The sequence below is a fragment of the Methanosarcina sp. WH1 genome (genome assembly GCF_000970005.1).
Lineage (GTDB): Archaea > Halobacteriota > Methanosarcinia > Methanosarcinales > Methanosarcinaceae > Methanosarcina.
Map to the genome: position 1 here is coordinate 486,457 of NZ_CP009504.1, position 23,494 is coordinate 509,950.

General features: G+C 44.0%; 22 protein-coding genes and 1 other RNA gene. 15 read left to right on the plus strand and 8 right to left on the minus strand.

Translation table 11 applies throughout. The features are described from left to right. Positions 1-170 precede the first annotated feature (170 nt). From MSWH1_RS02210 to MSWH1_RS02220, 3 genes are all read left to right on the plus strand, one after another. On the plus strand, positions 171-1,175 hold the full coding sequence (locus MSWH1_RS02210) for a replication factor C small subunit (protein ID WP_048125678.1): 1,005 nt from the start codon (positions 171-173) through the stop codon (positions 1,173-1,175). A gap of 139 nt (positions 1,176-1,314) precedes the next feature. After that, the gene (locus MSWH1_RS02215; protein WP_048125680.1) at positions 1,315-1,827 is read left to right on the plus strand and encodes a small multi-drug export protein; all 513 of its coding nucleotides are present in this window, start codon (positions 1,315-1,317) and stop codon (positions 1,825-1,827) included. Positions 1,828-1,999: 172 nt separating this feature from the next. Then, on the plus strand, positions 2,000-2,263 hold the full coding sequence (locus MSWH1_RS02220; protein ID WP_048125682.1) for a 4Fe-4S dicluster domain-containing protein: 264 nt from the start codon (positions 2,000-2,002) through the stop codon (positions 2,261-2,263). A gap of 58 nt (positions 2,264-2,321) precedes the next feature. Here the strand turns inward: MSWH1_RS02220 and MSWH1_RS02225 are convergent, their stop codons facing one another. Next, a complete protein-coding gene (locus MSWH1_RS02225; protein ID WP_255350506.1) occupies positions 2,322-2,567 on the minus strand; it encodes a histone family protein in 246 nt (81 codons plus the stop codon). A gap of 292 nt (positions 2,568-2,859) precedes the next feature. On the opposite strand from MSWH1_RS02225, the gene MSWH1_RS02230 reads away from it, so the two are divergent. From MSWH1_RS02230 to MSWH1_RS02255, 5 genes are all read left to right on the plus strand, one after another. After that, positions 2,860-3,831 (plus strand): class I SAM-dependent methyltransferase, encoded by a 972-nt coding sequence (locus MSWH1_RS02230; protein WP_048125686.1) that lies wholly within the window; start codon positions 2,860-2,862, stop codon positions 3,829-3,831. A gap of 683 nt (positions 3,832-4,514) precedes the next feature. Continuing rightward, positions 4,515-6,227: a sodium-extruding oxaloacetate decarboxylase subunit alpha gene (gene oadA, locus MSWH1_RS02240; protein ID WP_048125690.1), complete on the plus strand. Its 1,713-nt coding sequence runs from the start codon at positions 4,515-4,517 to the stop codon at positions 6,225-6,227. A gap of 21 nt (positions 6,228-6,248) precedes the next feature. Then, complete coding sequence (locus MSWH1_RS02245) at positions 6,249-7,730, plus strand: acetyl-CoA carboxylase biotin carboxylase subunit (RefSeq protein ID WP_048125692.1); 1,482 nt, start codon at positions 6,249-6,251, stop codon at positions 7,728-7,730. A gap of 119 nt (positions 7,731-7,849) precedes the next feature. After that, positions 7,850-8,827 (plus strand): biotin--[acetyl-CoA-carboxylase] ligase, encoded by a 978-nt coding sequence (locus MSWH1_RS02250; protein WP_048125694.1) that lies wholly within the window; start codon positions 7,850-7,852, stop codon positions 8,825-8,827. Beyond that, entirely contained in the window at positions 8,793-9,431 is a 639-nt protein-coding gene (locus MSWH1_RS02255; RefSeq protein ID WP_231585538.1) for an S-layer protein domain-containing protein, read from the plus strand. Before MSWH1_RS02250 ends, MSWH1_RS02255 begins: the two co-directional genes overlap by 35 nt. A 221-nt stretch (positions 9,432-9,652) precedes the next feature. Here MSWH1_RS02255 and MSWH1_RS02260 read toward each other — a convergent pair whose 3' ends face one another. The 6 genes from MSWH1_RS02260 to MSWH1_RS02285 form a co-directional block, all read right to left on the minus strand. Then, on the minus strand, positions 9,653-10,615 hold the full coding sequence (locus tag MSWH1_RS02260) for a coiled-coil protein (RefSeq protein ID WP_048125697.1): 963 nt from the start codon (positions 10,613-10,615) through the stop codon (positions 9,653-9,655). A gap of 31 nt (positions 10,616-10,646) precedes the next feature. Continuing rightward, positions 10,647-11,288 carry a hypothetical protein gene (locus tag MSWH1_RS02265; RefSeq protein WP_231591867.1) on the minus strand — a complete coding sequence of 214 codons (642 nt, stop codon included), beginning with the start codon at positions 11,286-11,288 and terminating at the stop codon, positions 10,647-10,649. A gap of 123 nt (positions 11,289-11,411) precedes the next feature. Then, complete coding sequence (locus MSWH1_RS02270; protein WP_048125702.1) at positions 11,412-11,702, minus strand: DUF424 domain-containing protein; 291 nt, start codon at positions 11,700-11,702, stop codon at positions 11,412-11,414. Positions 11,703-11,877: 175 nt separating this feature from the next. Next, entirely contained in the window at positions 11,878-13,983 is a 2,106-nt protein-coding gene (locus MSWH1_RS02275; RefSeq protein ID WP_048125704.1) for a minichromosome maintenance protein MCM, read from the minus strand. Between the two features lie 128 nt (positions 13,984-14,111). Further along, positions 14,112-14,870, minus strand: a complete 759-nt coding sequence (locus tag MSWH1_RS02280; RefSeq protein WP_048125705.1) for an RNA methyltransferase — start codon at positions 14,868-14,870, stop codon at positions 14,112-14,114. A 37-nt stretch (positions 14,871-14,907) separates the two neighbouring features. Continuing rightward, a complete protein-coding gene (locus MSWH1_RS02285; RefSeq protein WP_048125706.1) occupies positions 14,908-15,105 on the minus strand; it encodes a 4Fe-4S binding protein in 198 nt (65 codons plus the stop codon). A gap of 553 nt (positions 15,106-15,658) precedes the next feature. Here MSWH1_RS02285 and MSWH1_RS02290 point away from each other — a divergent pair. The 7 genes from MSWH1_RS02290 (at position 15,659) to MSWH1_RS02320 (ending at position 22,782) form a co-directional block, all read left to right on the plus strand. Continuing rightward, positions 15,659-16,042: a ferritin family protein gene (locus tag MSWH1_RS02290; protein WP_048125708.1), complete on the plus strand. Its 384-nt coding sequence runs from the start codon at positions 15,659-15,661 to the stop codon at positions 16,040-16,042. Positions 16,043-16,473: 431 nt separating this feature from the next. Further along, positions 16,474-17,148, plus strand: a complete 675-nt coding sequence (locus MSWH1_RS02295) for an NAD(P)/FAD-dependent oxidoreductase (RefSeq protein WP_048125710.1) — start codon at positions 16,474-16,476, stop codon at positions 17,146-17,148. 754 nt (positions 17,149-17,902) lie between these two features. After that, on the plus strand, positions 17,903-18,685 hold the full coding sequence (gene hdrE, locus MSWH1_RS02300) for a dihydromethanophenazine:CoB--CoM heterodisulfide reductase subunit HdrE (protein WP_048125712.1): 783 nt from the start codon (positions 17,903-17,905) through the stop codon (positions 18,683-18,685). A 2-nt stretch (positions 18,686-18,687) separates the two neighbouring features. Beyond that, positions 18,688-19,944: a dihydromethanophenazine:CoB--CoM heterodisulfide reductase subunit HdrD gene (gene hdrD, locus MSWH1_RS02305; RefSeq protein ID WP_048125714.1), complete on the plus strand. Its 1,257-nt coding sequence runs from the start codon at positions 18,688-18,690 to the stop codon at positions 19,942-19,944. Between the two features lie 337 nt (positions 19,945-20,281). Beyond that, a complete protein-coding gene (locus tag MSWH1_RS02310; RefSeq protein WP_048125716.1) occupies positions 20,282-20,917 on the plus strand; it encodes a DUF116 domain-containing protein in 636 nt (211 codons plus the stop codon). Then, entirely contained in the window at positions 20,910-21,530 is a 621-nt protein-coding gene (locus MSWH1_RS02315) for a DUF116 domain-containing protein (protein WP_048125718.1), read from the plus strand. The genes MSWH1_RS02310 and MSWH1_RS02315 overlap by 8 nt, the downstream gene beginning before the upstream one ends. Positions 21,531-21,657: 127 nt before the next feature. Further along, entirely contained in the window at positions 21,658-22,782 is a 1,125-nt protein-coding gene (locus MSWH1_RS02320; RefSeq protein WP_048125720.1) for a geranylgeranyl reductase family protein, read from the plus strand. A gap of 100 nt (positions 22,783-22,882) precedes the next feature. On the opposite strand, the gene rnpB is transcribed toward MSWH1_RS02320, so the two are convergent. After that, an RNA gene (rnpB, locus tag MSWH1_RS17710) (RNase P RNA component) lies at positions 22,883-23,242 on the minus strand. Positions 23,243-23,494: the final 252 nt, after the last annotated feature.

Below are 23,494 nucleotides of genomic sequence, written 5' to 3' on the forward strand. Positions count from 1 at the left end.
GGACCTTTGTTTCAGGTCCTTATACCCTTTTATGCTTCCTTCTTACTGATCTCAGTGCCTGTTTTTGACTCTTAGAGTTTCCCGATTTCGAAATGCGGTCGGCATGCCTTATATATCGCAAACATTCGAAAGTTTAAATATTATCTTCTCTAATTAAGGTGCAAATATTAATGGAGGACTTTAAGATTAAAGACGAGATCTGGATTGAAAAATACAGGCCAATCAGGCTGAATCAGGTAGCAGGGCAGAAGGAAACAATCGAGCGCCTGATGTCCTATGTGGCAACTAAAAACCTTCCCCACCTCCTCTTTTCCGGGCCTCCTGGTGTCGGAAAAACAGCTTCCGCAGTTTCAATTGCAAGGGAACTTTTCGGGGAAGATTTATGGCGAGAAAATTTTACTGAACTCAATGCTTCCGATGAAAGGGGCATTGATGTAGTTAGAAATAAAATTAAAAACTTTGCAAAAACTGCTCCTATAGGCGGAGCTTCGTTCAAGATCATTTTCCTTGATGAAGCCGATGCCCTTACCTCGGATGCACAGTCTGCCCTCCGCAGGACCATGGAAAAATTCAGCAGTAACTGCCGTTTTATCCTTTCATGCAATTATTCCTCCAAAATCATTGAACCTATCCAGTCCAGATGTGCAGTTTACAGGTTCAGGCGACTTTCCGATGAAGCAATTAAAGAACGGCTTGAATACATTGCTAAAGACCAGGGTTTGTCCATCACAGAAGGTGGGTATGAAGCTCTGATTTATGTAGCTCAGGGAGACATGCGAAAAGCTGTCAATTCTCTTCAAGCTGCCGCCTTCATTGATACGAAAAATCCTATTTCCAGAGAAACAATTTACAGGACTACGGCAACCGCAAACCCTGATGAAATTAAGAACCTGATTGAGACTGCCCTGCGCGGAAATTTCAGGATTGCCAGAAAAGAGCTTAACAGGTTGCTTTACGAAGAAGGGCTTTCCGGAGAGGATATTGTGGGCCAGATCTACAGGGTGGTTTCTGAAATGGATAACCTTATGGTTCTGGATCTCGGACTTTCGGAAAGGGACATTGTCGCACTTGTGGATATCATCGGGGAGGCCGATTTCAGGTTAACCGAAGGAGCCAGCGAAAAAATCCAGCTGGAAGCCTTACTTGCACATTTCGCTCTTTCAAGAGGAGAATGAGGCTTCAGAATTCCTTACAAACAGGTTTTGCCGCATGTTTACATCTGGATCTCTGAAAGGTAGAAAAGGCAGATGAAAAAGGCCTTAATGAAGCGAGCCTTTTTCTCTCTAAAGATTATAATTATCACTCCTGATCATCATGTCTGTTGAAAATTTACTGGTAGAAATGCTAGGGTCTGTGCCCCATTGGCTTGCAGTAATGGTTATAGGGGCTATTCCGATCTCCGAACTGAGGGGGGCAATCCCTGTTGCCATGGGTATCTATGGAATGGGGCCCCTTGAGGCTTATTTCCTTTCGGTGCTTGGAAACCTTATTCCTGTGGTCCCCCTTCTGCTTTACCTTGAGCCAGTCTCCGGGTACCTGAGGCGCTACCACATCTTCGATATCTTTTTCACCTGGCTCTTTGCAAGGACCCGGCGAAACCACACTGAAAACTTTGAAAAATACGGGCTCTTTGCCCTGACTCTCTTCGTTGCCGTGCCTCTGCCAGTTACCGGAGCCTGGACAGGTTGTGCAGCCGCGTTTGTGTTCGGGATCAAGTTCAAGCATTCACTGCCAGCAATCGCTGCAGGGGTAATGATAGCAGGAGTCATTGTAACCGTATTCACGATGACGGGCATGGGCCTGGCTGACCTGATTTTTGGAGTTTGACCTGAGGTCAGTCTCTTCGAAATCTTCATATACCTTAAAAATATCAAATATATCATAGACATATCAAATATAAATTTCTCTTTATATTTGCAGTCAGTCCTGCTTCTACAGATAATTACAGGTATATTTCCCGTTGTCTGGCAATTCTCTGGAGTTTTTGAGGTGATTTTTAATGGTAAAGGCAGATAAGAAAAACAAAAAGGTAGTTCAGTCCGAAAAGTGTATTGGGTGCGGGATATGCTATTCCGTCTGCCCCGTGAACGCAAAAATTATGAAAAACGATGATTTTGATCCTGAAACTGCCGAACTTGCAATTCGGATCATCGACGGAATGGCAATTATCAGTGATGAATTCTGCATCCGCTGCGGAGCCTGCTCAAGGATTTGCCCTGTGGAATCTCTCACTATGGTTGAGCTTGAAACTGCAACTGCATAATCAGGATACAGTATAAAATAAGAAAAATGCTGTTTTTCAGCATTTTGTCTTTTTTAATTTAAAGCATTTCTTTTGCTAATTTTATATCTTCAGCCTTTACGGTTTTTCTGCCTGCGTGTTCTGCAAGTTTTATAGCTTCTTTTGATATTTGAAGTCCATATTCTTCCAAAATTTCCGTAAGGGCCATTCCTGCACTTTCGCTTACTCTGTGGGCACCTGCTGTCCTTATTAAACGCTCAATTGGTGCAAACGGTATAACTTTTGCTGTCATGTTATCCTCCAAGCTTCTTTTCTTTAAATAAATCCCTTCTAATCTCTGATTTTGTAATCAGATTCTATAAATACTTTTGCTTATATCGGGGTTTTCTTCACTTCTTATTCAGCTTTTAATGCTCTTTTTCCCCTTTATTTACTTTGTAAAGCTTATTTATCTCTTTTTCTTATTGTAACTATTTTTATAACGATCCTCAAATACTCGTAAATTCCTGGAAATCTGTTGCTTTTTTATTTCTACTAACTTTTATTTAATTCCTCTCATTTTATTCTGGGCCTCTTTTTCGAAATCTTGATATTAGATTATTCGAATCTAGTCCAACATGCTCTTACAGGAACTCCTTGACATAGAAGAAGAGATCTACCTTGTAGAAGAAAGTTATACTGCCCAGAGGGCTCCTGAGCGTACCTTCCAGTACCTCAACGGGGTCCGAAACTTTCCAGGCGCGGGAAACATTCGACTTATCAGGGTCAGGGAAAGGGAACACACGCTGGGATTGCTGTTTTTCAATCCTGCCGATGAAAATGTTCCTGTAGATTTCTGGTCAGTATTTACCGGAGCCCTTGCATCAGCTCCCCTTAAAGCCAGCTTTGAAGCCCTTGCAGACTCCCTTCTTGCCTCTAACCCTCCTGAAAAGGACATTGAGCTTTCTGCCGAAACCTGGCGGGACGTAATAAACGAATATTACTCCTTCATGCTTGTTAGCCGGAACCTCTGTCCGGGCTGCTCTGTTAGACCCGAGTCCTACAAAAGTGTTTTTTCAGAAAATCGTGTAAAGAGGGTCACAGACATTTTTGAGCTTCTCCGAAAAAAAGGCTATTACCCTGAAGGCAGGCTCCTTGAGGTTTGCTGTGGAAACGGGATGTCCACACTTGCACTCTACAGGCTTGGGCTGAACCCTCTGGCAATAGAAATCAATAAATGTACTGTCTGTCAGGGGCTCGAGCAGCAGGTCCTGAATCCCCAAAGGGTCGTGGTTATGGATGCAACAGCCATTTCAAAATACTTTGAGCCCGGAAGTTTTGATGCGGTAATGGGTTTTATGCTGGGGCTCGTCTACGAATTTAACAAAGGGCTCTGGACCGGTATTATTAGAGAAGCTGTCTCGGTCGCAGCTGATGGGTCTGTCCTGCTCTTTACTGTAAGCAGCAAACCCGAGATTGAAATTCTCGCCGATGCTCTCCTTAAGGAAGGGGTCGAGGGGGAGATTGTGGACAATACGGATTCAGAAGGTACTTATGACCAGTGGCTCTTTGTCGGGCGAAAGCAAAAAAGTGTATTTTCCAGACAATGAGCTTTTTTTTTGTTCTCTTTGTCTCTCTCGTTTTGTTCTCTTTGTCTCTCTCGTTTTGTTCTCTTTGTCTCTCTTGTTTTGTTCTCTTTTTCTTTCTTTTTGTCTCTTTTTTTGGCATGAAAGTGCTTTAATTATTTTTAATTACTTTCATTTTTTGTGCCTGTCATTCAAAGAATTTTATGTACATTTTTTCGTTTTTTCTCAGGTTCGGGAGTTTTCCTTATTTTTGTATCATAATTATTTTTTTTTATCTGGGAGATAATTGTTTTTCTGATCTGGGATCTTCTTTTTGAAAAGAGTACTCTCCAATGTTAACGCTAGCGAAAAGTATTTACTTGTTAACAATGGTATTATTAAAAATATTCCTATCGACGCAAGACACGTTGAGTTTTGCGAGTTTATCTATAATCTTAATTTTCTCCTGCTAAGTTATGCGGTATCGGAGATTCGGTTATACTATACCGAATTAACCCCTCTCCAGGCAAATTGCAAGCTACTGCAGTCAACCGCTATCAACCGCTATCAGGAGACTAATATGCTTTGACCGAACCGAATCAAAAAACAAGTTCCCATTATACTCTGTAAATCCCAGATCAATCTCTCTGGAAAAGTCACGGATGGGTATATTTCAGGGTATATTTCAATAACTTCTGTTTTTTTGATTTGATTTAAGAGGCTCATCCATGCGTATAAAAATTACTGAAACCGTCCTCCGGGATGCACACCAGTCCCTCCTGGCAACCAGGATGCGGACAAGGGACATGCTCGAAGTGGTTGAACAACTGGACCAGATTGGATATTTTTCCCTCGAGATGTGGGGAGGTGCCACCTTCGACACCTGTATTCGCTACCTTAATGAAGACCCCTGGCAGCGCCTCAGGGACCTCAAGAAAAAGATGGTCAACACAGATGCTCAGATGCTACTCCGTGGCCAGAACCTTGTAGGGTACAGGCACTATTCTGACGACGTTGTTGAAAAGTTCGTCACCAAAGCCTATGAAAACGGCATCGATATTTTTCGGGTTTTTGACGCGGTCAATGATATCCGGAACATGGAACTTTCTATTAAAGTGGCAAAAGGCCTGGGAGCCCATGTACAGGGTACGGTCTGCTACACCATAAGTCCTGTGCATACAGTAGAAAAATATGTGGAGCTTGCAAAACAGCTTGAAGAGCTGGAGTGTGACTCTCTCTGCATCAAGGATATGGCAGGGCTGCTCTCTCCCAATGAGGCTACCAGAATAATCAGTGCCATGAAAAAAGAGATATCGATCCCAATTTCTCTGCATTGCCACTGTACTTCGGGAATGGCCCCGATGAGCTATATGGCAGCCTGTACTGTTGGGGTGGATGTTCTGGACACCGCGCTCTCTCCTCTAGCGTGGGGGACATCTCAGCCTCCTACCGAGACCGTTGTTGCAGCTCTTAAGGGAACTCCGTATGATACAGGTCTTGACCTCGGAGCCTTTGAAGAGGCTGTCAGGTATTTCAAAGACCTGAAGGATAAGTACCGTGGGATTCTTGACCCAATTTCCGAACAAATTGACACCAATGTCCTTATCTACCAGATTCCCGGAGGGATGCTCTCTAACCTGGTTTCCCAGTTAAAAGAGCAGAACGCCCTTGACAAGTATGCAGCTGTGCTAGAAGAGATGCCAAAAGTCAGAAAAGAGCTCGGGTATCCGCCTCTTGTTACTCCTACAAGCCAGATCGTAGGCACGCAGGCTGTGCTCAATGTGCTCATGGGGGAAAGATACAAGGTCATTCCTAAAGAGGTAAAAGATTATGTACGCGGGCTCTATGGGCGCTCTCCTGCTCCAATCAGCCCTGAGATTATCGGGAAGATCATAGGCGACGAAGAACCTATTCACTGTCGCCCTGCAGACCTCCTCAAGCCGGAGTATGAAAAGAGAAAAAAAGAAGCAGAGGAAATGGGTATTGCAAAGTCCGAAGAAGATATCCTTACATATATCCTTTACCCGGCAATTGCTCCGAAGTTCCTGAATGGGGAAATGGAAGAGGAATCCCTGGCAGTTATCACCCCTGCCCCTGAGGCGCCTCAGGAGTACACAATGCCTACTCACTTCAGGGTCGAGGTAGATGACGAGGTCTATGAGGTCAAGATCGAGCCCCTTGGGGGAGTTTCCATCTCCGAGGTATCCACTAAAAAACCCGAATCCATTAAAGGCGGAGTTACCTGCTCAATGCAGGGTATGGTGCTTTCCCTGAAGGTTAAGGTAGAAGATGTTGTGAAGGAAGGGGACACAGTTGCCGTCATCGAAGCCATGAAAATGGAAAACGCGGTTCATGCTCCACATTCGGGAACCATTAAGGAAATTTTTGTTTCCGAAGGAGATATGGTTGCTCCCGGCAACATAATACTGTCAATCGAGTGAATTGAGCAAGGTGGAAGGTATATGTTCAAAAAAGTACTCGTTGCAAACCGTGGTGAAATAGCAATCAGGGTCATGCGTGCCTGCCGGGAGCTCGGAATTTCCACTGTAGCTGTCTGTTCGGAGGCTGACAAAAATGCTCTCTTTGCCAAGTATGCCGATGAGGCTTACCTGATAGGTCCTGCCCCTGCCAGCCAGAGTTACCTGAACATGGAAGCTATCCTCGCAGTTGCAAAAAACACCGGAGCCGATGCAATCCATCCCGGCTATGGTTTTCTTTCTGAAAACCCTGTCTTTGCAAAACGCTGTGAGGAAGAGGGTATTATCTTCATAGGTCCTCCGAGCCATGTGATTGCCGAAATGGGAAGCAAAATCAGGGCAAGAAATCTGATGATGAAAGCCGGGGTCCCTGTAGTTCCGGGAACAAAAGATGCAGTTGAGGACGTGAAAGAAGCCCTTGATGTGGCTGAGATGATAGGTTATCCCGTCCTTATCAAAGCTTCTGCGGGTGGCGGCGGAATTGGGATGAAAGTCGTTCATTCCAGGGAAGAGTTTGCTACAGCCCTGAGTTCCACGCGGCAGATGGCAGGTTCGGCTTTCGGAGATTCTTCTGTATTTATTGAAAAGTACGTAGAAGAGCCCAGGCACATAGAGATCCAGATTCTTGCTGACTCTTTTGGTAATACGGTCTATCTTTCGGATAGGGAATGTTCCATCCAGAGAAGGCACCAGAAGTTGATTGAAGAGGCTCCTTCCCCTATCATGACTCCCAAACTCAGGGGGCAGATGGGAGATGCTGCCGTAAAGGTAGCAAAAGCGATCGGTTACGTAAACGCAGGCACTGTCGAGTTCCTTTACTCTAAAGGAAATTTTTACTTCCTTGAAGTCAATACCAGGCTGCAGGTGGAACATGGAATCACTGAAATGGTTACAGGGGTCGATATTGTAAGGGAACAGATCAGGGTTGCCTGGGGCGAAAAGCTCGAGTTTGAGCAGGAAGATATAGTTATTGACGGGCATGCAATCGAATGCCGGATAAACGCTGAAGACCCCTTAAACGACTTTGCCCCGTCTCCAGGAAAGATCCGGAGATACCGTTCGGCGGGAGGTCCCGGAGTAAGGGTGGACAGCGGTGTGCACACGGGGTATACGATCTCTCCTTATTATGACTCCATGATTTCCAAGCTCTGCGTCTGGTCAAGGAGAAGAGAAGATGCCATTGCCAGGATGGAAAGGGCTCTTTACGAATACGTGGTCGTGGGAGTAAAAACCAATATTCCTTTCCATAAAGCCGTCATGAGGAATCCAGCATTTCGCAGAGGAGATCTAACAACCGGGTTTATCGAAGAGCAGAATATCCTTGAAGCTGTGGAAGATGTCGTTAAGGCTGACAGTGAAAAAGGGGCTACCCTGGCTTCGGCTCTGGAGGCAAAGGACAAAAAGGTCGCAGCGATCACGGCTGCTGTACATGCCTATGTTAACATGGCACAGAAAACACAGCGGTGATTCTGTTTACTCTCCGGAAATCAGTAACATAAGAGATTTCCGGTCTGTTTGGTATGAATATATGTTTAGACTAAGAAAATATATACGGTGGAACGTATACATTTGTATGGGGTGCACGGATGGGAGATAAACGATCTCGAATTATTAAGGCACTTAAGGATGCGCAGAAAACCCCCGTTTCTGGGGAAGAACTGGGGCTCAAGCTTGGAATTTCTAGGACTATGGTATGGAAATACATCAAATCCCTTCAAGCGGATGGATATGAAATAGAATCATCCCCGAAGAGGGGCTATGTCCTGAAATCCGTGCCTCAACTCCTGTACCCTGATGAGATCCAGATGGGGCTCAAAACAACTCTTCTGGGACAGAAGATCCATTACTTTGAGGAAGTTAGTTCTACTAACAGTGTCGCTAAAGAAATTGCAGCTTCCGAAGAAGAAGGAGCTCTTGTTATCGCTGAGGTTCAGAAGGGAGGCAGGGGCCGCATGGGCAGGGAATGGGTCTCGCCCCACGGTGGAATTTGGATGTCTGTGATCCTGAAGCCCGGGATTCCTCTCAGACACGCCTCAAGGCTGACCCTTGTTGCCGGGCTTGCAGTTGCAAATGTAATCCGCAATATGGGGCTTGATGCTCGCATCAAGTGGCCAAATGACGTCCGTATCAATGGGAAGAAAGTCTGCGGGATCCTTACTGAAGCAAAGGCTGAAGTGGATAGGGTGGACTATGTCGTTCTCGGGATAGGAATCAATGTAAATATGGATTTAAAGGATATTCCCGAGTCTTTCCGTGTAGGTTCGACCACTTTGAAAGTCGAGCTTGGAAGACATCTTAGAAGAGTTTCGTTCCTTCAGGATTTTCTCTTTGAGCTTGAGCAGCAGTATATAAGTTTCAAGACTCAGCCCTTTTCCCAGATCCTCAATGACTGGCTTGCTCTCTCGGATACTATTGGTAGAGAGGTAAAGGTGACCACCCCTTCCAGGATTATAGAAGGCAAAGCTATCGGAGTAACTCCGGACGGAGCGCTTATAATCAGGAAGGCAGATGATACTAAGGAAGAAATTATTGCAGGTAGATGCATTTATGCGCGTCCCAAATAAGCACGGAAGAAAAAGCAGGAAAGGAACAAATCTCCTGCCTGCATTTTTTTTCACCCTTCTGGTCTTTTTTTTCTTTTCAGTTATCTTCTGTGCAGTCTTTCCTGTCCCAGCCTGTGCAGATGAGGAGAAACTTTCTATTATTTTAATTGACGGGGACGAGATTTATGTTCGATCCGGCGATTACTACACATTCTTACAGGATTATCAGATTCATGTAAAAGGTGCTGATACTGAGGGCAGTAGGGTATGGATTGAACTTCGAAGGAAAGAGTTTTTCCTTGAAGACGCTATTGTAAGTGAGGGTAGCACTTTTGTATATTCTAATAACTCTACAGAGATTTTGAACCTCACAGTGGACACTATCTATTCCGGGGCAGATGGAGTACTGGTAAGGTTCTTTCCGGTGTATCAGCACCTTGACCCCAGGCTTCCCATGCCTCAGAAACCTGAGACTTCTCCTGCCAGTGACTCCGTTAGCAACTCTTCTACCTCTATCGGGTTTGAAAATCAGGCAGAAGGTTTTGATCTCCCCCTTTTTCTTCTGAGCATTGGAGCTGTTTTTTTGGTAACTGGCTTTTTTGCGGGATTATATAAGAAAAAGTGATTTATCCGAGTAAAACCAGTTTAAAAATAAAAGTCAGACTTAAAAGTAAGGGCAGGCTTGAAAGTCAAAACTATATGCCTAAAGCAGAACCCGATTTAAAAACTGGGAACTGAAGTTTTTAACTGGAGCTCCCTATGAATAAATAAGTCTGAAACGTCTGAAACAGACTTTTTAAATAACGGTTTCTATCGCTTTTTTATTTTTTGCTCTTTCTTCCGGTCTCAGTCGTTTGTGGAGAACTTTACATCTCCTTTCTCTATGAGAAGCTTAAGATCTTCCAGGCTGAGGCGAGCATTTTTCTGCAGTTTTTCACGGGCATCGCTGTGTTTCTGGCTAACTTTATGTTCATTCTTTGTAAGTTGGATGTCTTTTAATCTGTCAAGGTATGACGAGAGTTCTTTTCGATTGCCTGCGATGTTGCTCTTGAGGGGATCTATTTTTTCTTTAATGGAATTTATGTTTGCAATTTTATCCGTAAGCTGGGCATGGTACATATTTGCCTCTTTTCGGATTTCGTCTGCTGCCTTGAAGTTTTCGAGCATTTCCAGGTGGCATGCCTGAGATTTGTCTGAAAGCTCCTGGATTTTTTTGTGGAATTCGTCCCCTTCTTTGTGAATTCCTTTGGACTCTTTATAACTGTCCTGAATCAGTGAATGCAGTTCGTTTGCTTTTTTCGCAGCTTCAAGGCGATTAATCAGGTCGTTTAACTTCTGGATTATCTTGATTTCTACTGCAAGGGGGAGTTCTTTGTTTAAAAGAGCATCCAGTTCAGCCTCATACGCCCTTGAGAGGGATTCCACGCTTCCGTGAGAGAGTTTGTTGCATTCATCACGCTGTTCCTTGAGGTCTGCAATTCCTGAAAAAAGTTTCTGGGTTTTGGAATTTACGTCGCTCCTTTTTTCCTTGTACTCTCCAATTTGCTTGTTAATCTCGTCCCTTCGGTCTCTAAGTGACTGTGCTTTTGCAACCCTTTCCTTAACCTGCTTGTTCAGAGAGTCTCTCTTTTCTTTCAATTCGTCGATATCGGTCCTGTTTATTTTCAGTTCCTTAAAAATCGAAGCCAATTGCCTTTCGCTTTTCTCTATCCTGCTCCTGAGCTCGTTCACCTTGCCCTTAAGCTCCCGTTCGTTAAGGTTTGAAAGGTCGGCCGTTGCAGTTTCTGCTGTTGAAACGTCGTTGTTCATGTCCTACCACCCAAGTGTTTTCTTTAAATTGTTATACTTTTTGTTTTTCCCAGTAACTCAGGGCTTCTTCGTGACTTTTTATTTTGCTGCTGAGCCATTTGTGCTGGGGTTTATTTTTGGAAATTTCACTGTTTTTGCTTCCATCATCCTCTTCAAGTTGTTTTTCAGACTCTTTGATCTCTTTTAGCTCCAGGTTTGAGTCCCTGGCTTCCTCCAATCTGGCTCTGGTTTGCAGGAGAAGGCTTTCTCCGACTCCTTTTTCTCTGGTGAGCTCTTGCAGGTTTTCCATAAAAGAGTCTTTAAGTTCCTGTTCTTCTTCCGGTTCGATCTGTCCTTTGAGTTTTTTTATATCTTCCTTTATTTTATCAGCAGTTACAGGGTCCAGTTTCGGAAAGAGCTCTTTTTCGAGCAATCCCTCTGCCTGATGGTAATATTGCTGGCGTTTTTCCTTCAGGACCTCTTTTCGCTCCGCCATCCGGGTTCTGGAAATTTTTGCATTTTTTGCGTCTTCTTCAAACTGGCTCAGCTTGCTGTCCAGTTCTTCAAACTCCTTTCGATATTCTTCCAGAAACCTTTTGTGTTTTTCCACAACCCCGGAAATCAGTTCACCTTCTGTCAGCATTCTGATTCCGACTTCTTCGATATTTTCGCTCACAGTATCACGATTTTGCAATTTTCTCTTATAGGTTTTATTTTTATCCGGTTCTGGTAGGGCCAGCCCGGAAAATTAAACCGGGAATTGCCGTATACCACATTTTAGCCATTTACACAACCAGCGTGAGATATAAGATCTTTTTCAAATTCTGAATATCTGGGCGTGTGGTACACTATCGATAATGATTACAGAATCAGGATCGATAAGCCCGCACTTTATGGCGCATTTGATTGTTTTTTCCCCGAAGAGATTTGCAGTCATAGCTTCTTCCAGAGCTTGCTGAAGTTCTTCCTCAGAGACAAGTTCCACTCCATAGAAAGCACTGCTGATCTCTATTACGGCGTTGCCATGTTTCAGGGTTTTTCCGAGCACTTCCTTATCACAGGCTGCAACAAGCCCGCACCCTTCATTTTTATAAATTTTTAGATACATATTTTCCCTTTTTAAGTAATACTTCGCCCTTTTAGTATTTACAGCTTAACCATTTTGCCCTATTTAGTATTTACAGCTTAACTATTATTATTTTGTTTACGGGTATGCTGCTCGTCCGCTGGACTTCCAGTGTGCAGCAACTTTTTTAGGCTATGAAATACCACTGTCTTTTGATTTAATTAATGAGCCTGATATGGTTCTGGTCCGGAGAAAGAATGTCCCCTTTCTGCTTCATTTTCTTTATATATTCTTCTGCATGATCTCTGTCCATTCCATGCTCATTTTCAGCTTCGGTGTAAACTTCTTCGAGAGGAGCTTTGGCACCAGTATGTCTCTCGGAGACTTTTTTTATTATGTCTTTAAGGAGTTTTATTTTATTTCTCTGGCTCATGCTTGTGCCTGAAGCAAGTACGTCTGCATCAAGAGCTCCCGTTTCAGGATCAACACCCACGTTTTTAAGGCAATTCATGGTGATTCTTATAGTCCGTTTTGCATCTTCCAGAGTGACTATATTGCTCAGACGTACTCTTGCACTGGCTTCGGAGAGACGAACCAGCGCCTCAAGCTGCCTTGCTGTCACGGGTACGGGCGTATTCTTACCTTCTCCACTTTTCCTGATGTCTGTATAGAAGTTGATTATGTGGCGCCGGGCGTTTTCTTCCATTACTGGGTACACATTTTTTCGTGCATATGCAACGTACTTTCGCATAATTTCTGCTTCTATTGCGGGCTCTATTATTTCCAGTTCTGCATCAACAAAATCTTCTGTTACCTGAGATCCGGGAAGTTTCTGCCGCTGTTCGAAGAGTTCTCCTGCATAATGCGACTGAAGAATATGGTTTGCGATCCTGCTGTCCAGGGTGTGGTTTGGGGTGTCGAGCAAAACAAAGATGAGGTCAAAGCGGGAAAGCAGTGCTGGAGGCATATTTATTTGTTCTGCGAGGCCCTCATAACGGTCAAAACGTCCGTATTTTGGGTTTGCAGCTCCGAGAAGTGCGCAACGGGACTTAAGGGTAGCAATAATCCCGGCTTTAGCAATACTTATAGTCTGCTGTTCCATTGCCTCGTGCAGGGCGCTCTTATCCTCAGTCTTCATTTTATCCATCTCGTCAACCGCAGCAATCCCCATGTCAGCCATGACAAGGGCACCGCCTTCGATTGTCCACCTGCCGTCATTCATGTCATCTTTAACGGCAGCAGCAGTCAAACCGCTTGCGGATGCACTTCTTCCGGATGTAAAAACGCCTCTTGGTGAGAGTTTTACCACATAACGTAGCAACTGGCTTTTTGCAATTCCGGGGTCACCTACAAGCATCATATGGATATCCCCTCTGATCCTGGCTCCGTCAGGAAGGGTTTTCACAACTCCTGAAAAAAGCTGAAGGGCAAGGGCTTCTTTGATATCTTCATATCCATAGATAGAGGGTGCAATGGACGCTATGATTTTGTCATAGATTAACGGGTCACGGGAAAGTTCAAGGATCTGTTCCTCGTCTTCGGCAGTTATTTCAAGTTCGTCATAATCTTTGTCCAGGCGCTCGATAGAATTTGCTTCCAGCACCAGGTCATAGAAAGTGGATTTTCCATCTTTGAGGGTGCGCTGCCTTGATTTCAGGATTCCGTTAATGATGACGCGGTCTCCGGGGGTGACATTTCCCGTGAGGTCGTCTTCGGAATCTACTTCCAGGCTCTGCGGCTGCGAACCTCCTTTTAGATTTTCCGGAGATTCCTGGATCTGGAGTTTCTGGGCATCTATAAAGGTCGAATCTTCAATTGCAACCTTAAAAGGTCCTTTTTTTCCGCATGTCTCATTTTCACAGCCTGCAAAGGGTTCCTCAAACTTGAAACTATTTTGTTCGACAATGGTAAGGTGCCCGCATCTCAAGCACTGGAAGGCAGCTTTAGTAATCCTTGGTCTTACCTCTGTGGCTTTCCTTATCATGCCTTCGATTGCAATAAGGCGTGATAGGTGTTTGCTTCTCAGTTCTCTGATAGGGACCCTGTTTGGGATTTTTATAATCCTTACATGAGCCTGCTCAAGGCTCTTTTCTACAGGAAGGTCAATTTCTTTCAGGGCAGCTTCAGCTGCACATATAAGTTCTCCTGGGTGCTCGAGCAGCTCTTTTGAAAGCTCCCTGTCAAACTTCTCTATATCTGTAAAATCCACACCAAGGCTTCGCTGATCCGGATATTCGTTTGCAAGTTGAAGGATTTCATTCCAGTAGTAGTCTTTAAAGAATCTTTTTAGTTTCTCGTCCCACTTGCTTTCTGTCTCGGTCATGGCGTTCTCAAAAATACTTGGCTTTTATGTAAAATTTTTCCTTTTTGATAAGGTTATTTCTGCTTAAAAATGATCCTAAAAAAAGTTAAAAAATGTATTATAGATTCTGATGTAAATCAGGCTTAGTATCATATGAACTTTTCTATGCTTTCTGAATCTTCTGCTTTCTGCAGGTTTTTAGCTTCTGCTGCGAACCCCATTTTTCTCTCGGTTTTCCTTATTATACCCCTCAGAGTCTGGACTTCTCTTGGGGTCAGCCCGGCTCTTCCGAATATTCTTCTCAGCATCAGGGAAGTTTTGTCTTTTTTGTGGGCCGGATAACCTATTTCCTCAAGCAATTCATCCATATGCCCGTACAGGAGCTGCAGGTCAAAGCCTTCAGCAAGTGGGTTGTTTCCCCCTTTGAGTTCCGAAAGCTCGTAAAGCACAATTGCAATCGCATGAGATAGATTCATTATTGGGTATATCTCTGAGGTCGGAACCGTGATAAGCATATCAAAACCTTTAAGTTCGTCGTTTCTGAAACCGCTGTCTTCACGCCCGAAAAGGACTGCAATGGTGCCGCTGTATTCTTTAATTTTTTCTTTGAATTCCTTTACAGTGTAAAGGGGAAGGCGGATATGCTCTCCTGTCTTCAGGCTTGAGATTCCTGTTGTCCCTACGAGCAGGTCTGTGCCTCTTACGGCTTCTTCAATGGTTGAGGTAATTCTTGCACCTTCGAGCACATCCCTTGCATGGGAAGCCATTGCTCTTGCCTGTCCCTCGAGTTCACAGGGGTTTACCAGAACCAGATCAGAATATCCAAAGTTTTTCATTGCTCTTGCAACCGATCCCACATTTCCCTGATACATGGGTTCTACAAGCACTACACGAATTTCAAGTGACAAATTTCTCAATCCTGGTTGTGTTTTTTGTTTTTTAAAATCAGTTTTCAAGGGTGATTGCGTCTTCCATACAGACGGTCACACACATTCTGCACCCGAGGCAGTAAGAAGGATCTTTCTGAATACAAACTCTCTTACCATTTTTTTCTTCTATGGAATAAATCCTCGGACCTTTAGGGCAGGCAGCCTTACATGTCCCGCAGCCTGTACATTTATCTTCATCAATATAAATTTTCATCTTAACTATTTTCCACTTATCATTCTCAACTTTGATTTTTTTTCTTTATCTGTTGCAATATTTTTTATCTTTATATATGCAGAACTCTTATTTGTCCTCTTTTATATATTAGTGTTAAACCTTTCAATTTATAGGAAGAAGCGTAAAATCCATGAAATCTTAATTTCATGGGATATAAGTGTCAACTTTTCCACGTTCGATTGTTATTGATTCAGGTAACTTATTAATATTTTGAAGTCTATTGTTCTGTGCTGAAATTCCAAAGCGATAACCTGGCACAGGATAAAGGGATTTTGCTGTTACCACAATGTTTAGGCAAGTTGGCTAACAGGGCAAACTTTTCCGATCATACCCTCTAAGGGCTAGAGGCAGTGCCAGCGAAAACTGGAAACCGAAAGGTAGCTCAAGTACATCTTTCCACCTGCGGAATACGGGGTAGAGCCTGTATGACTAGCAGACAATAGTCGGTAGATGATTCAGGAAGCCCTTTAAATCTTTAGATTTAACGGGTAGTTTACAAATAGGTTTTTTTTAAAGGAGAAATGGTGATTTAATGGACCTTGAAAAGATTCTGAAAGATACCTTTAGAGGAGAGACAACTGAGGTTGGATTGTACCTGGCAATGTCCAAGATTGCTGAACAGGAAGGGTTTGCAGATGTTGCAGTCTACCTCCGTCAGATAGCAATGGACGAAGCCTGGCATGCCACGGAAGTGGCTGAAATTATGGGGCTCGTAAAAAGCACGACAACTGAAAATCTTGAAATGATGTTTGAAGGGGAAAGCAAAGCCGAGATCGAAAAAGCCGAAGCTGCGGAAATTGCCAGAAAGGAAGGCAATACCAGAGCTGCTCTTTTCTTCGAGAGGGCGTCCCTTGACGAAGCCAGGCATAAAGCAGGTCTCAAGGGCTTTCTGGAAAGAATAAAAAAGCAGCAGTAAAAACTATTGACGGATCTCATGATCCGTTTATCAACTGATTAATCCGGAACCACCCATGCATTTGCTCCGGATATTTAATTCACTCCCTGAAACCGGTTGTTGTGGCACATACAATTTATATTGTTTCGAGCAATATATTATCTGGTCTGGTACTCTCTTTATGGGTCCAGAAGTCTAAATCCTCTAATCCGGAAGGGTGCCGGGTTATCGAGGTTCTGTAGTTATGGAAGGGGTCTAATTCACCGGGGTTAAAACAGGTTCACATATCCGTTTCTGTGCGGGTCTCTGTACGGATCGAAGATATTGTTCGGAAACTTCAGCCTGTTCGTCAATCTCAGTTTTTGCTTTGATGTCCAGACATTGGTCTCAGGCTAACCGATAATTAGATCCTGAAACAAACTTGAAACTATTTACCAGGAGAGTGTAAAAATATGACAAAAGAATACGTTAAAGGCGACCTTCCTGAGAAGGCTGCAATCCTGCAGAGAGACGGAGAATCCTACGCAATTGCTCCCCACATTCCCGGAGGGATCGTATATCCAGAGACCCTTAGAAAGATCGCAGACATTGCAGAAAAATATGGGGCAGCGGCTTTAAAAATCACATCGGCCCAGAGAATTGCTATTGTAGGGCTTAAGAAGGAAGACCTGGATGCAGCCTGGGGTGAACTGGGTATGAGCCCGGGAGCTGCTATCGGGCTCTGTGTCCGGAGCATCAAAATCTGTCCAGGAACTACGTTTTGTAAGAGGGGCAAACAGGATGCTGTCGGGCTTGGCCTGAAGCTTGACAAAAAATATCACGGAATGCAGCTCCCTTCCAAATTCAAAATGGCTGTTTCAGGTTGTCCTAATTCCTGTTCTGAACCAAGTATAAAGGATTTAGGTGTCATGGGCACGGCAAAGGGCTATAATCTGACTGTTGGAGGAAGCGCAGGGCCGAGTCCGAGGCTCGGAGATTTGGTGGCGAAGGATCTTTCGGAAGAGCAGGTGCTGGACCTTGTTGAAAAAATCATTAATTTCTACAAAGGTTATGGGAAGCCAAAAAGGCTTGGAAAAGTTATAGATGAGATCGGGATTGAGAAATTCAAAGAAGAGATAGGGCTGTGAGCAGTTCTCCATCATGGTTAATATGAGTTAAGCTCAGGAAATATGAGTTAAGCTCAGGAAATATGAGTTAAACAGGAAGGACGCCGGGTAGTTTTTTTCAGAGTAAAAGGTGCTTTCAAACATCTTCTATGAATTTTAATCCGGATATCCCTCTTTTCCCATCTTTTTCCACCTTATAGTTTTCGACTTTTTCTGAGTACGTTCTATCTTTTTAGATGTTCGTCATTATGTGTGGGTAACACAATTCTCAATTCAAGACAGCGTTGGTTTTTATGGGTACATATGCACAAAAAAATAAAGTGTTTTTTTTCAGCACCTTTTTCTTATTTTCTTAAACTCATTTTTTTTCATTATCAGCTAGAATGAATTTTAGTTAGGGTTTCCTATAACCCGTCTATTATAATTTTACTACTATTTCCCCAGTTTCTCTTTTTTTTATCTGTTAGACCCCTTTAATGTTTCCCTATTTTCGCGCCTCTTGCGAGCTTTTCGATGTATTGTATGTTAAAGATAACGTTTAAATATAATAGATACAAAGACTAACAGACTATTCAAACCTTATACAGACAGTTGCTACGGTTCTTGCTCTGTCTTTACTGTAATTGATATCCTGTAACATCAATACAGACAGTTGCTACGGTTCTTGCTCTGTCTTTACTGTAATTGATATCCTGTAACATCAATGATATTTATAAAGCAGTATCAGTTCTCAGTTTTTACCCATATATAGGAGGAATAAACTATTAGCAGTGAGATGGCATACTTCTCTGGGCTCTCGGATGCACTCAGACTTACGTTTGTCCAGATAATGATATTCAGCACAATCGCCATTGTGATTTTCTTGTACGGTATGATCCTTAACTTCCAGAAATGGGGTGCTGGCGTCACAGGCTATGCTCTTGAGCCTCAGGCAGGAAGCAAGGGAAGTGCGATCAGATTTTTAAAGACCTGGTGGGAACAGGTAGTAGAAGAGTCTCACCATGGGCACGGAAAACCGATTCTTGAGGTTCTTATCCTCGATATTATGTTCCAGAGGAGAATTCTCAAGAGAAGTCCGCTGCGCTGGTTCATGCACTTCACGATTTTTGCAGGCTGGATGGCTCTGTTTGCCCTGTCGGGGCTCATGTTCGCGGTGGAAATGATCGAAAAGTTTGGAATCGAGCTTCCATTCACCCCCGCCGAGTTCAGAGATTTCCTCGCCATCCCGAACTACATTTTCGGATACGTTCTGCTTCTTGGAGTCATAATTGCAGTGGTCAGGAGACTCTTTGTCTCTAATGTAAGGGAAGCTACCATCATGTATGACTGGATTCTGCTCGGAGGAGTTTTCATAGTCACGATTTCCGGTTTCATTGCCGATGGTATCAGGACCGGATTTATCTGGAGCTTTGGGCTTGATCCCTCAACTGCACCCCCCGCAGCTCTCTTCCACTCCATTATTTCCCTGCTATTCTGTATTGCATACATCCCGTACAGCAAGTACATACACGTAATCGCCACCCCTCTTGCAATTCTTGCAAATAAGGGAGGAGAATAAAAATGGCAAAAAAAACTCCATCAATAGACACCAAGAACCTTACAGCCGTCCAGCTTATGGAGCTTGACTCCTGTACCCGCTGTGGTGAATGTGTGAAGTGGTGTCCAACCTACGCTGCTTCCGGGCAGAAGCCCGGGTTAGCTCCCAGAGACAAGATCCTGCGCTGGAAGCAATTCATGGATAAGTCCTATGGACTCAAGGCAAAGCTCTTTGGCCCGAAGGAGATCCCTGACGCCGAACTCGAAGAGTTCAAAGATGACGTCCACGGCTGTACCACCTGTGGTATCTGCGGAACCGTCTGTGAGTCCGGGATCAACACCGTGGAACTCTGGGAAGCCATGCGGGCAAACCTTGTAAAGAAAGGAATTGGCCCCTATGGGAAACAGAATATGTTCCCAAAGCTTGTTAACAAGTACAACAACCCTTACCTTGCAGCTCCTGAAGACCGCCTTAAATGGATTCCGGATGATGTCAAGATCGCCGAGAAAGCCAACATCCTCTATTTCGGTGGGTGTACTGCCGAACTCAGGCAGACCAAGCTGGCTGTTGCAACCGCTAGGGTGCTTAACAAGTTAGGCATTGAGTTCACCATGCTCGGGGAAGAAGAATGGTGCTGTGGTTCAGCTATGATCAGGACTGGTCAGTCCCATATTGAAGACGTCGCCCGCAAGGTTGCCAAGCACAATGTAGATGCCATCAAGGCCAAAGGCGCAACAAAAGTCCTCTATGCCTGTGCAGGCTGTTTCCGTGCCTCCAAGGTCGATTGGCCAAGGCAGCTAGGAGAAGAACTGCCCTTTGAAGTGGTCCACATCACCGAGTTCCTGGCAGAACTTATCAAGAAGGACCAGATCAAATGGGAAAAGTCCATTGACAAGTCCATCACCTATCACGACCCCTGCCACCTGGGCCGCCACGTAGGTGTATACGATGCCCCCAGATATGTGCTTGAGCATATCCCAGGTGTCAAGTTTGTTGAAATGGACAGAGTCAAGGAATTCCAGCGCTGCTGTGGAGCTGGCGGTGGTGTGAAAGCAGGTATCCCTGACCTTGCTCTGGGAGTTGCCGAAACCCGTGTAGAGGATGCTCTTGCAACCCACGCAGATATCCTCTCAAGCGCCTGTCCGTTCTGTAAGAGAAACCTTCAGGACGGAACGGATTCCCTCAATAAAAAGAACACACCGGGTGCAGAAAAGCTGGAAGTCGAGGACATTATTGTTCTTGTCGCAGAAGCTCTCGGGCTCGAAGTTATAGGAGATTAAACCCTTCGGGGTTATTTTTTTCCTTTTATTTCCTTTCTGGTTCCTTTTTGGTTCCTTTCTGGTTCTATTCTGGTTCTACTCTGGTTCTACTCTGGTTCTATTCTGGTTCTATTCTGGTTCTACTCTGGTTCTATTCTGGTTCTATTCTGGTTCTATTCTGGTTCTATTCTGGTTCCTTTCTGGTTCTATTTTGGTTCTACTCTGGTTCTACTCTGGTTCTATTCTGGTTCTATTCTGGTTCCATTCTGGTTCTATTCTGGTTTCATTGTTTGCTTTTGCTGCCGGTCTTTGATTTTATGGATAGGTATAAATACTGCTAAAATCTCATGACCAATGTATGCAAATTCCTTACGAATTCATGGGAAAAGTGTTCGTATTCCTGACTTTCCTGGCTTTGTGCGGGACTGTGTTTGCTCTTCTGATAGGGGCTTACTCTTTTAAAAAACGCAGAATACTTTTTCCAAGTTTTACACTCTTCACGCTCTATCTTTTCTATTCTCCTTCCAGGTGGATATGCAAGGTTTTTCGAATCCGGGAAACGCTTGTTGACGATATCCTTATCGATGTCCGGAATGCTATGATGCTGGATGATTTCGTACATACGAAGGAGGGGAGGGTTGTCCTGCTGCCGCAGTGTATGCGCCATCCGAATTGTAAGGCAAGATGTGACCCAGTGCACGGGTATGAATGCAAGCGCTGCGGGCTCTGTGATATTGCAAAGATTTGTGAGGCCGGCGACAAGTACGGGTTTAAGGTATTCGTAATTCCTGGAAGCAGTTTTGTCAAAAAGATCTTCAAGGAATACAGGCCCCGGGCTTGCCTTGGTGTTGCCTGTTACAATGAGCTTGCAGAAGATATGCAAGAGGTATCTTTTGTTCCTGTGCAAGGGGTTCTTCTCCTTCGTGACGGCTGTTTCAATACCGAAGCGAACGTTGAAGAAATTATCCGAAAAATGGAGATGTGCAATGTATAATCTTATAGGAAAAGTCCTGTTTTTTACCGTGATTTTTTCGGTTTTTATAGCGTCGATTGCTCTTCTGGTAAGTCGGATAAGCCTGAACAGATATGTCTGGCTGGCCGGTTTTTTTGCAAACGTGCTTGACTTTTTCTATTTGCCACTCAGGCATCTCTTTGTTAGGTTTTCGGATTCCAGAACACTGGACAAATGGATGGCTTCCCTGAAAAACATGGCTCATAAATCAGCTTTTGCAAAAACCAGGAAAAGGATCATTCTTGCTCCCCACTGCATGCGAGCCCTTGACTGTCCCGCCCATTCCACGAGGGAAGGTATCCAGTGCAAGTCCTGTGGAAAATGTGTGTTTGCCCAGCTAAAAAAAGATTCGGAAAAATACGGGTACAAGCTTTTTATCCTGACCGGGTCTTCTTTTGTCAAACGCATCCTGCAGATGGAAAAAGCTGATGGAGTGCTCCTTATCGCCTGTGATTACGAGCTCAACAAGGTTATGCGTGCCATCAAAAGTAGAAAAATCGTGACCTACGGGGTTCCGATGGAAAGGGACGGTTGCTTCGGAACGGAAGTGGATTATCAAAAGGTTCTGGATGCTTTCGAAACTTTCAAATACTGAACCTGATTTCCTTCTTTCGGGTAAAAAGCAACTTTTTCCCTGCAAATCTATATTTTAAATACGTGCCTCTCAAAATTAATATGTGATTTTGAATTCATTTAAATATACTTTTAAAGGTGCTACTTTCATGTATGACGTAATTATCGTAGGTGGTGGTCCTTCCGGAGCCTCGGCCGGAAGAAGAGCCGGAAAACTTGGTCTCAGTACACTGTTGCTTGAAAAAGAGGAATTTCCCAGATACAAACCCTGTGGTGGGGGACTTTCGGACCATGCTATCTCTTATCTTGATTTTGAACTTCCCGAGGAGTTTATTGAGTGGGAAGTCACAGGGGCAAAAGTCTTTTTCAAAGGCCAGTTTATCGAGACACATAAAGATTACCGTTTGTCAGTGATTGTCTCCCGATACATGTTTGATAATCTCCTGCTTGAAAAGGCAAAGGAAACCGAAATTGAAGTTCATACAGGGGAAAAGGCTCTTTCTTGCAGAGAAATGCCAGAATGTGTCGAAGTTGAGACTAATAGGGGCACATACAGAGCAAAATTTGCAATTGTTGCCGAGGGGGTACAGGGGCTCGTCAAAAACTGTGTGCGGCATTCGGATACTAAAGAGGAGTACGGGATCTGCATGGTCACTGAAGTTCCTGCCAATGAAAAAGAAATTGAACAGCGATTGGGAAAAACCATTGAATTGCATTTCGGGATTGCTGGCGGTGGTTATGGCTGGGTTTTTCCTCATAGAACCTATTATTCTGTCGGGATCGGCGGAGTTGTTAAAGACCTGCCTCACCCAAAAGAAACAATGCTTAATTTCCTGAGAGACAATGGTTTTTCCGGAAACTACAAATTGCATGGGCATAAGATCCCCTGGGGAGGGCTTAAGCGCAGAATTGCAGGTTCAAGGGTTCTCTTGAGCGGGGATGCTGCAGGTTTCGTTGATTCCTTCTCCGGGGAAGGGTTGGCCTATGCCATCAGTTCCGGACAGTTTGCTGCAGAAGTAATTGCCGGGATTTGCATGCATGGTGGAAAAATCAAAGACCTGAATAAATATGAGTCTCTATGCCAGGCTGAGTTTGGGACTCACCTTAAGTATTCCCTTCTGTTTTCAAAGGTAATGCACCGCTTTCCGGATAGGACGTTTAAGATCTTCACTTCAAGTGAAAAAATGATTTATAAATATCTTGATGTTGTGGATTTCAAGATCAATTATAAAGATTACCTGCGCTGGGCACTTCTGAATTTTAAACTAAAATAAATTTATTTTTGCTTAAGAAGGGGCATTTTCCCGGGCAAAAGACCGGATAAAAACAAAACCAGAGAAAAGGAATAAAGAACAAATTAGAATAATTGTATGCGAGTGAGGCTTGTAAGCTCCCTTCTGTTCATGCAAAAATTCCTGCCATTCATCAGTGGAAGAAATGGTCCCTGAGGACTCTTGCATCGACGGCATTCGGCTAAGCGTTACCAAAACCAATCGGGCGATTCCGGACTACTCGTTCTTCCCGATTTCCAACTTGCACCCACGAGGATTCGCCGTTTCATCCACTCTCCCTGCGACCTCAGCTTATGGCATCATTGCATTTGCAGGGGGCAGTTATCGTTTCTGTGCCAGAGCCCAGGCTCTCGCCCGACATCCTTTACAGATGTTCGTGTGTCCGGAGCGGTGGGGAGACTTTCCTCAGACCAAAAGGTCCGGCAGCCGCCCAGCCTCTCTCGCATGTTGTTGATTAACCTGTCCTATGTATTTTTTGATCGTATATATATTTATGGGATAATATTTTTGCAAAAGGAGACTGGCTAAATAAGGTGCTTGAGTAACATTGTTTTCAGCAGCTATTGGCTTATTTTTCGGGCTGATTTTTTTAACTCTTTCCTGGTCTGGATCAACAGGTGCATTCCTTCTGTATGTTCTATATAACCTTTGAGTGTTTGAGATCTGCCCAAATATTAATATATATGTATTGTAA

Excerpts from the sequence above, each read along its gene's own strand:
- MSWH1_RS02270 (WP_048125702.1), bottom strand. The coding sequence starts at position 11,702 with ATGTATCTAAAAATTTATAAAAATGAAGGGTGCGGGCTTGTTGCAGCC.
- MSWH1_RS02260 (WP_048125697.1), bottom strand. The coding sequence starts at position 10,615 with ATGAACAACGACGTTTCAACAGCAGAAACTGCAACGGCCGACCTTTCA.
- MSWH1_RS02220 (WP_048125682.1), top strand. The coding sequence starts at position 2,000 with ATGGTAAAGGCAGATAAGAAAAACAAAAAGGTAGTTCAGTCCGAAAAG.
- MSWH1_RS02275 (WP_048125704.1), bottom strand. The coding sequence starts at position 13,983 with ATGACCGAGACAGAAAGCAAGTGGGACGAGAAACTAAAAAGATTCTTT.
- oadA (WP_048125690.1), top strand. The coding sequence starts at position 4,515 with ATGCGTATAAAAATTACTGAAACCGTCCTCCGGGATGCACACCAGTCC.
- MSWH1_RS02290 (WP_048125708.1), top strand. The coding sequence starts at position 15,659 with ATGGACCTTGAAAAGATTCTGAAAGATACCTTTAGAGGAGAGACAACT.
- MSWH1_RS02295 (WP_048125710.1), top strand. The coding sequence starts at position 16,474 with ATGACAAAAGAATACGTTAAAGGCGACCTTCCTGAGAAGGCTGCAATC.
- MSWH1_RS02215 (WP_048125680.1), top strand. The coding sequence starts at position 1,315 with ATGTCTGTTGAAAATTTACTGGTAGAAATGCTAGGGTCTGTGCCCCAT.
- hdrD (WP_048125714.1), top strand. The coding sequence starts at position 18,688 with ATGGCAAAAAAAACTCCATCAATAGACACCAAGAACCTTACAGCCGTC.
- MSWH1_RS02210 (WP_048125678.1), top strand. The coding sequence starts at position 171 with ATGGAGGACTTTAAGATTAAAGACGAGATCTGGATTGAAAAATACAGG.
- MSWH1_RS02245 (WP_048125692.1), top strand. The coding sequence starts at position 6,249 with ATGTTCAAAAAAGTACTCGTTGCAAACCGTGGTGAAATAGCAATCAGG.
- MSWH1_RS02320 (WP_048125720.1), top strand. The coding sequence starts at position 21,658 with ATGTATGACGTAATTATCGTAGGTGGTGGTCCTTCCGGAGCCTCGGCC.
- MSWH1_RS02230 (WP_048125686.1), top strand. The coding sequence starts at position 2,860 with ATGCTCTTACAGGAACTCCTTGACATAGAAGAAGAGATCTACCTTGTA.
- hdrE (WP_048125712.1), top strand. The coding sequence starts at position 17,903 with ATGGCATACTTCTCTGGGCTCTCGGATGCACTCAGACTTACGTTTGTC.
- MSWH1_RS02315 (WP_048125718.1), top strand. The coding sequence starts at position 20,910 with ATGTATAATCTTATAGGAAAAGTCCTGTTTTTTACCGTGATTTTTTCG.
- MSWH1_RS02310 (WP_048125716.1), top strand. The coding sequence starts at position 20,282 with ATGCAAATTCCTTACGAATTCATGGGAAAAGTGTTCGTATTCCTGACT.
- MSWH1_RS02250 (WP_048125694.1), top strand. The coding sequence starts at position 7,850 with ATGGGAGATAAACGATCTCGAATTATTAAGGCACTTAAGGATGCGCAG.
- MSWH1_RS02285 (WP_048125706.1), bottom strand. The coding sequence starts at position 15,105 with ATGAAAATTTATATTGATGAAGATAAATGTACAGGCTGCGGGACATGT.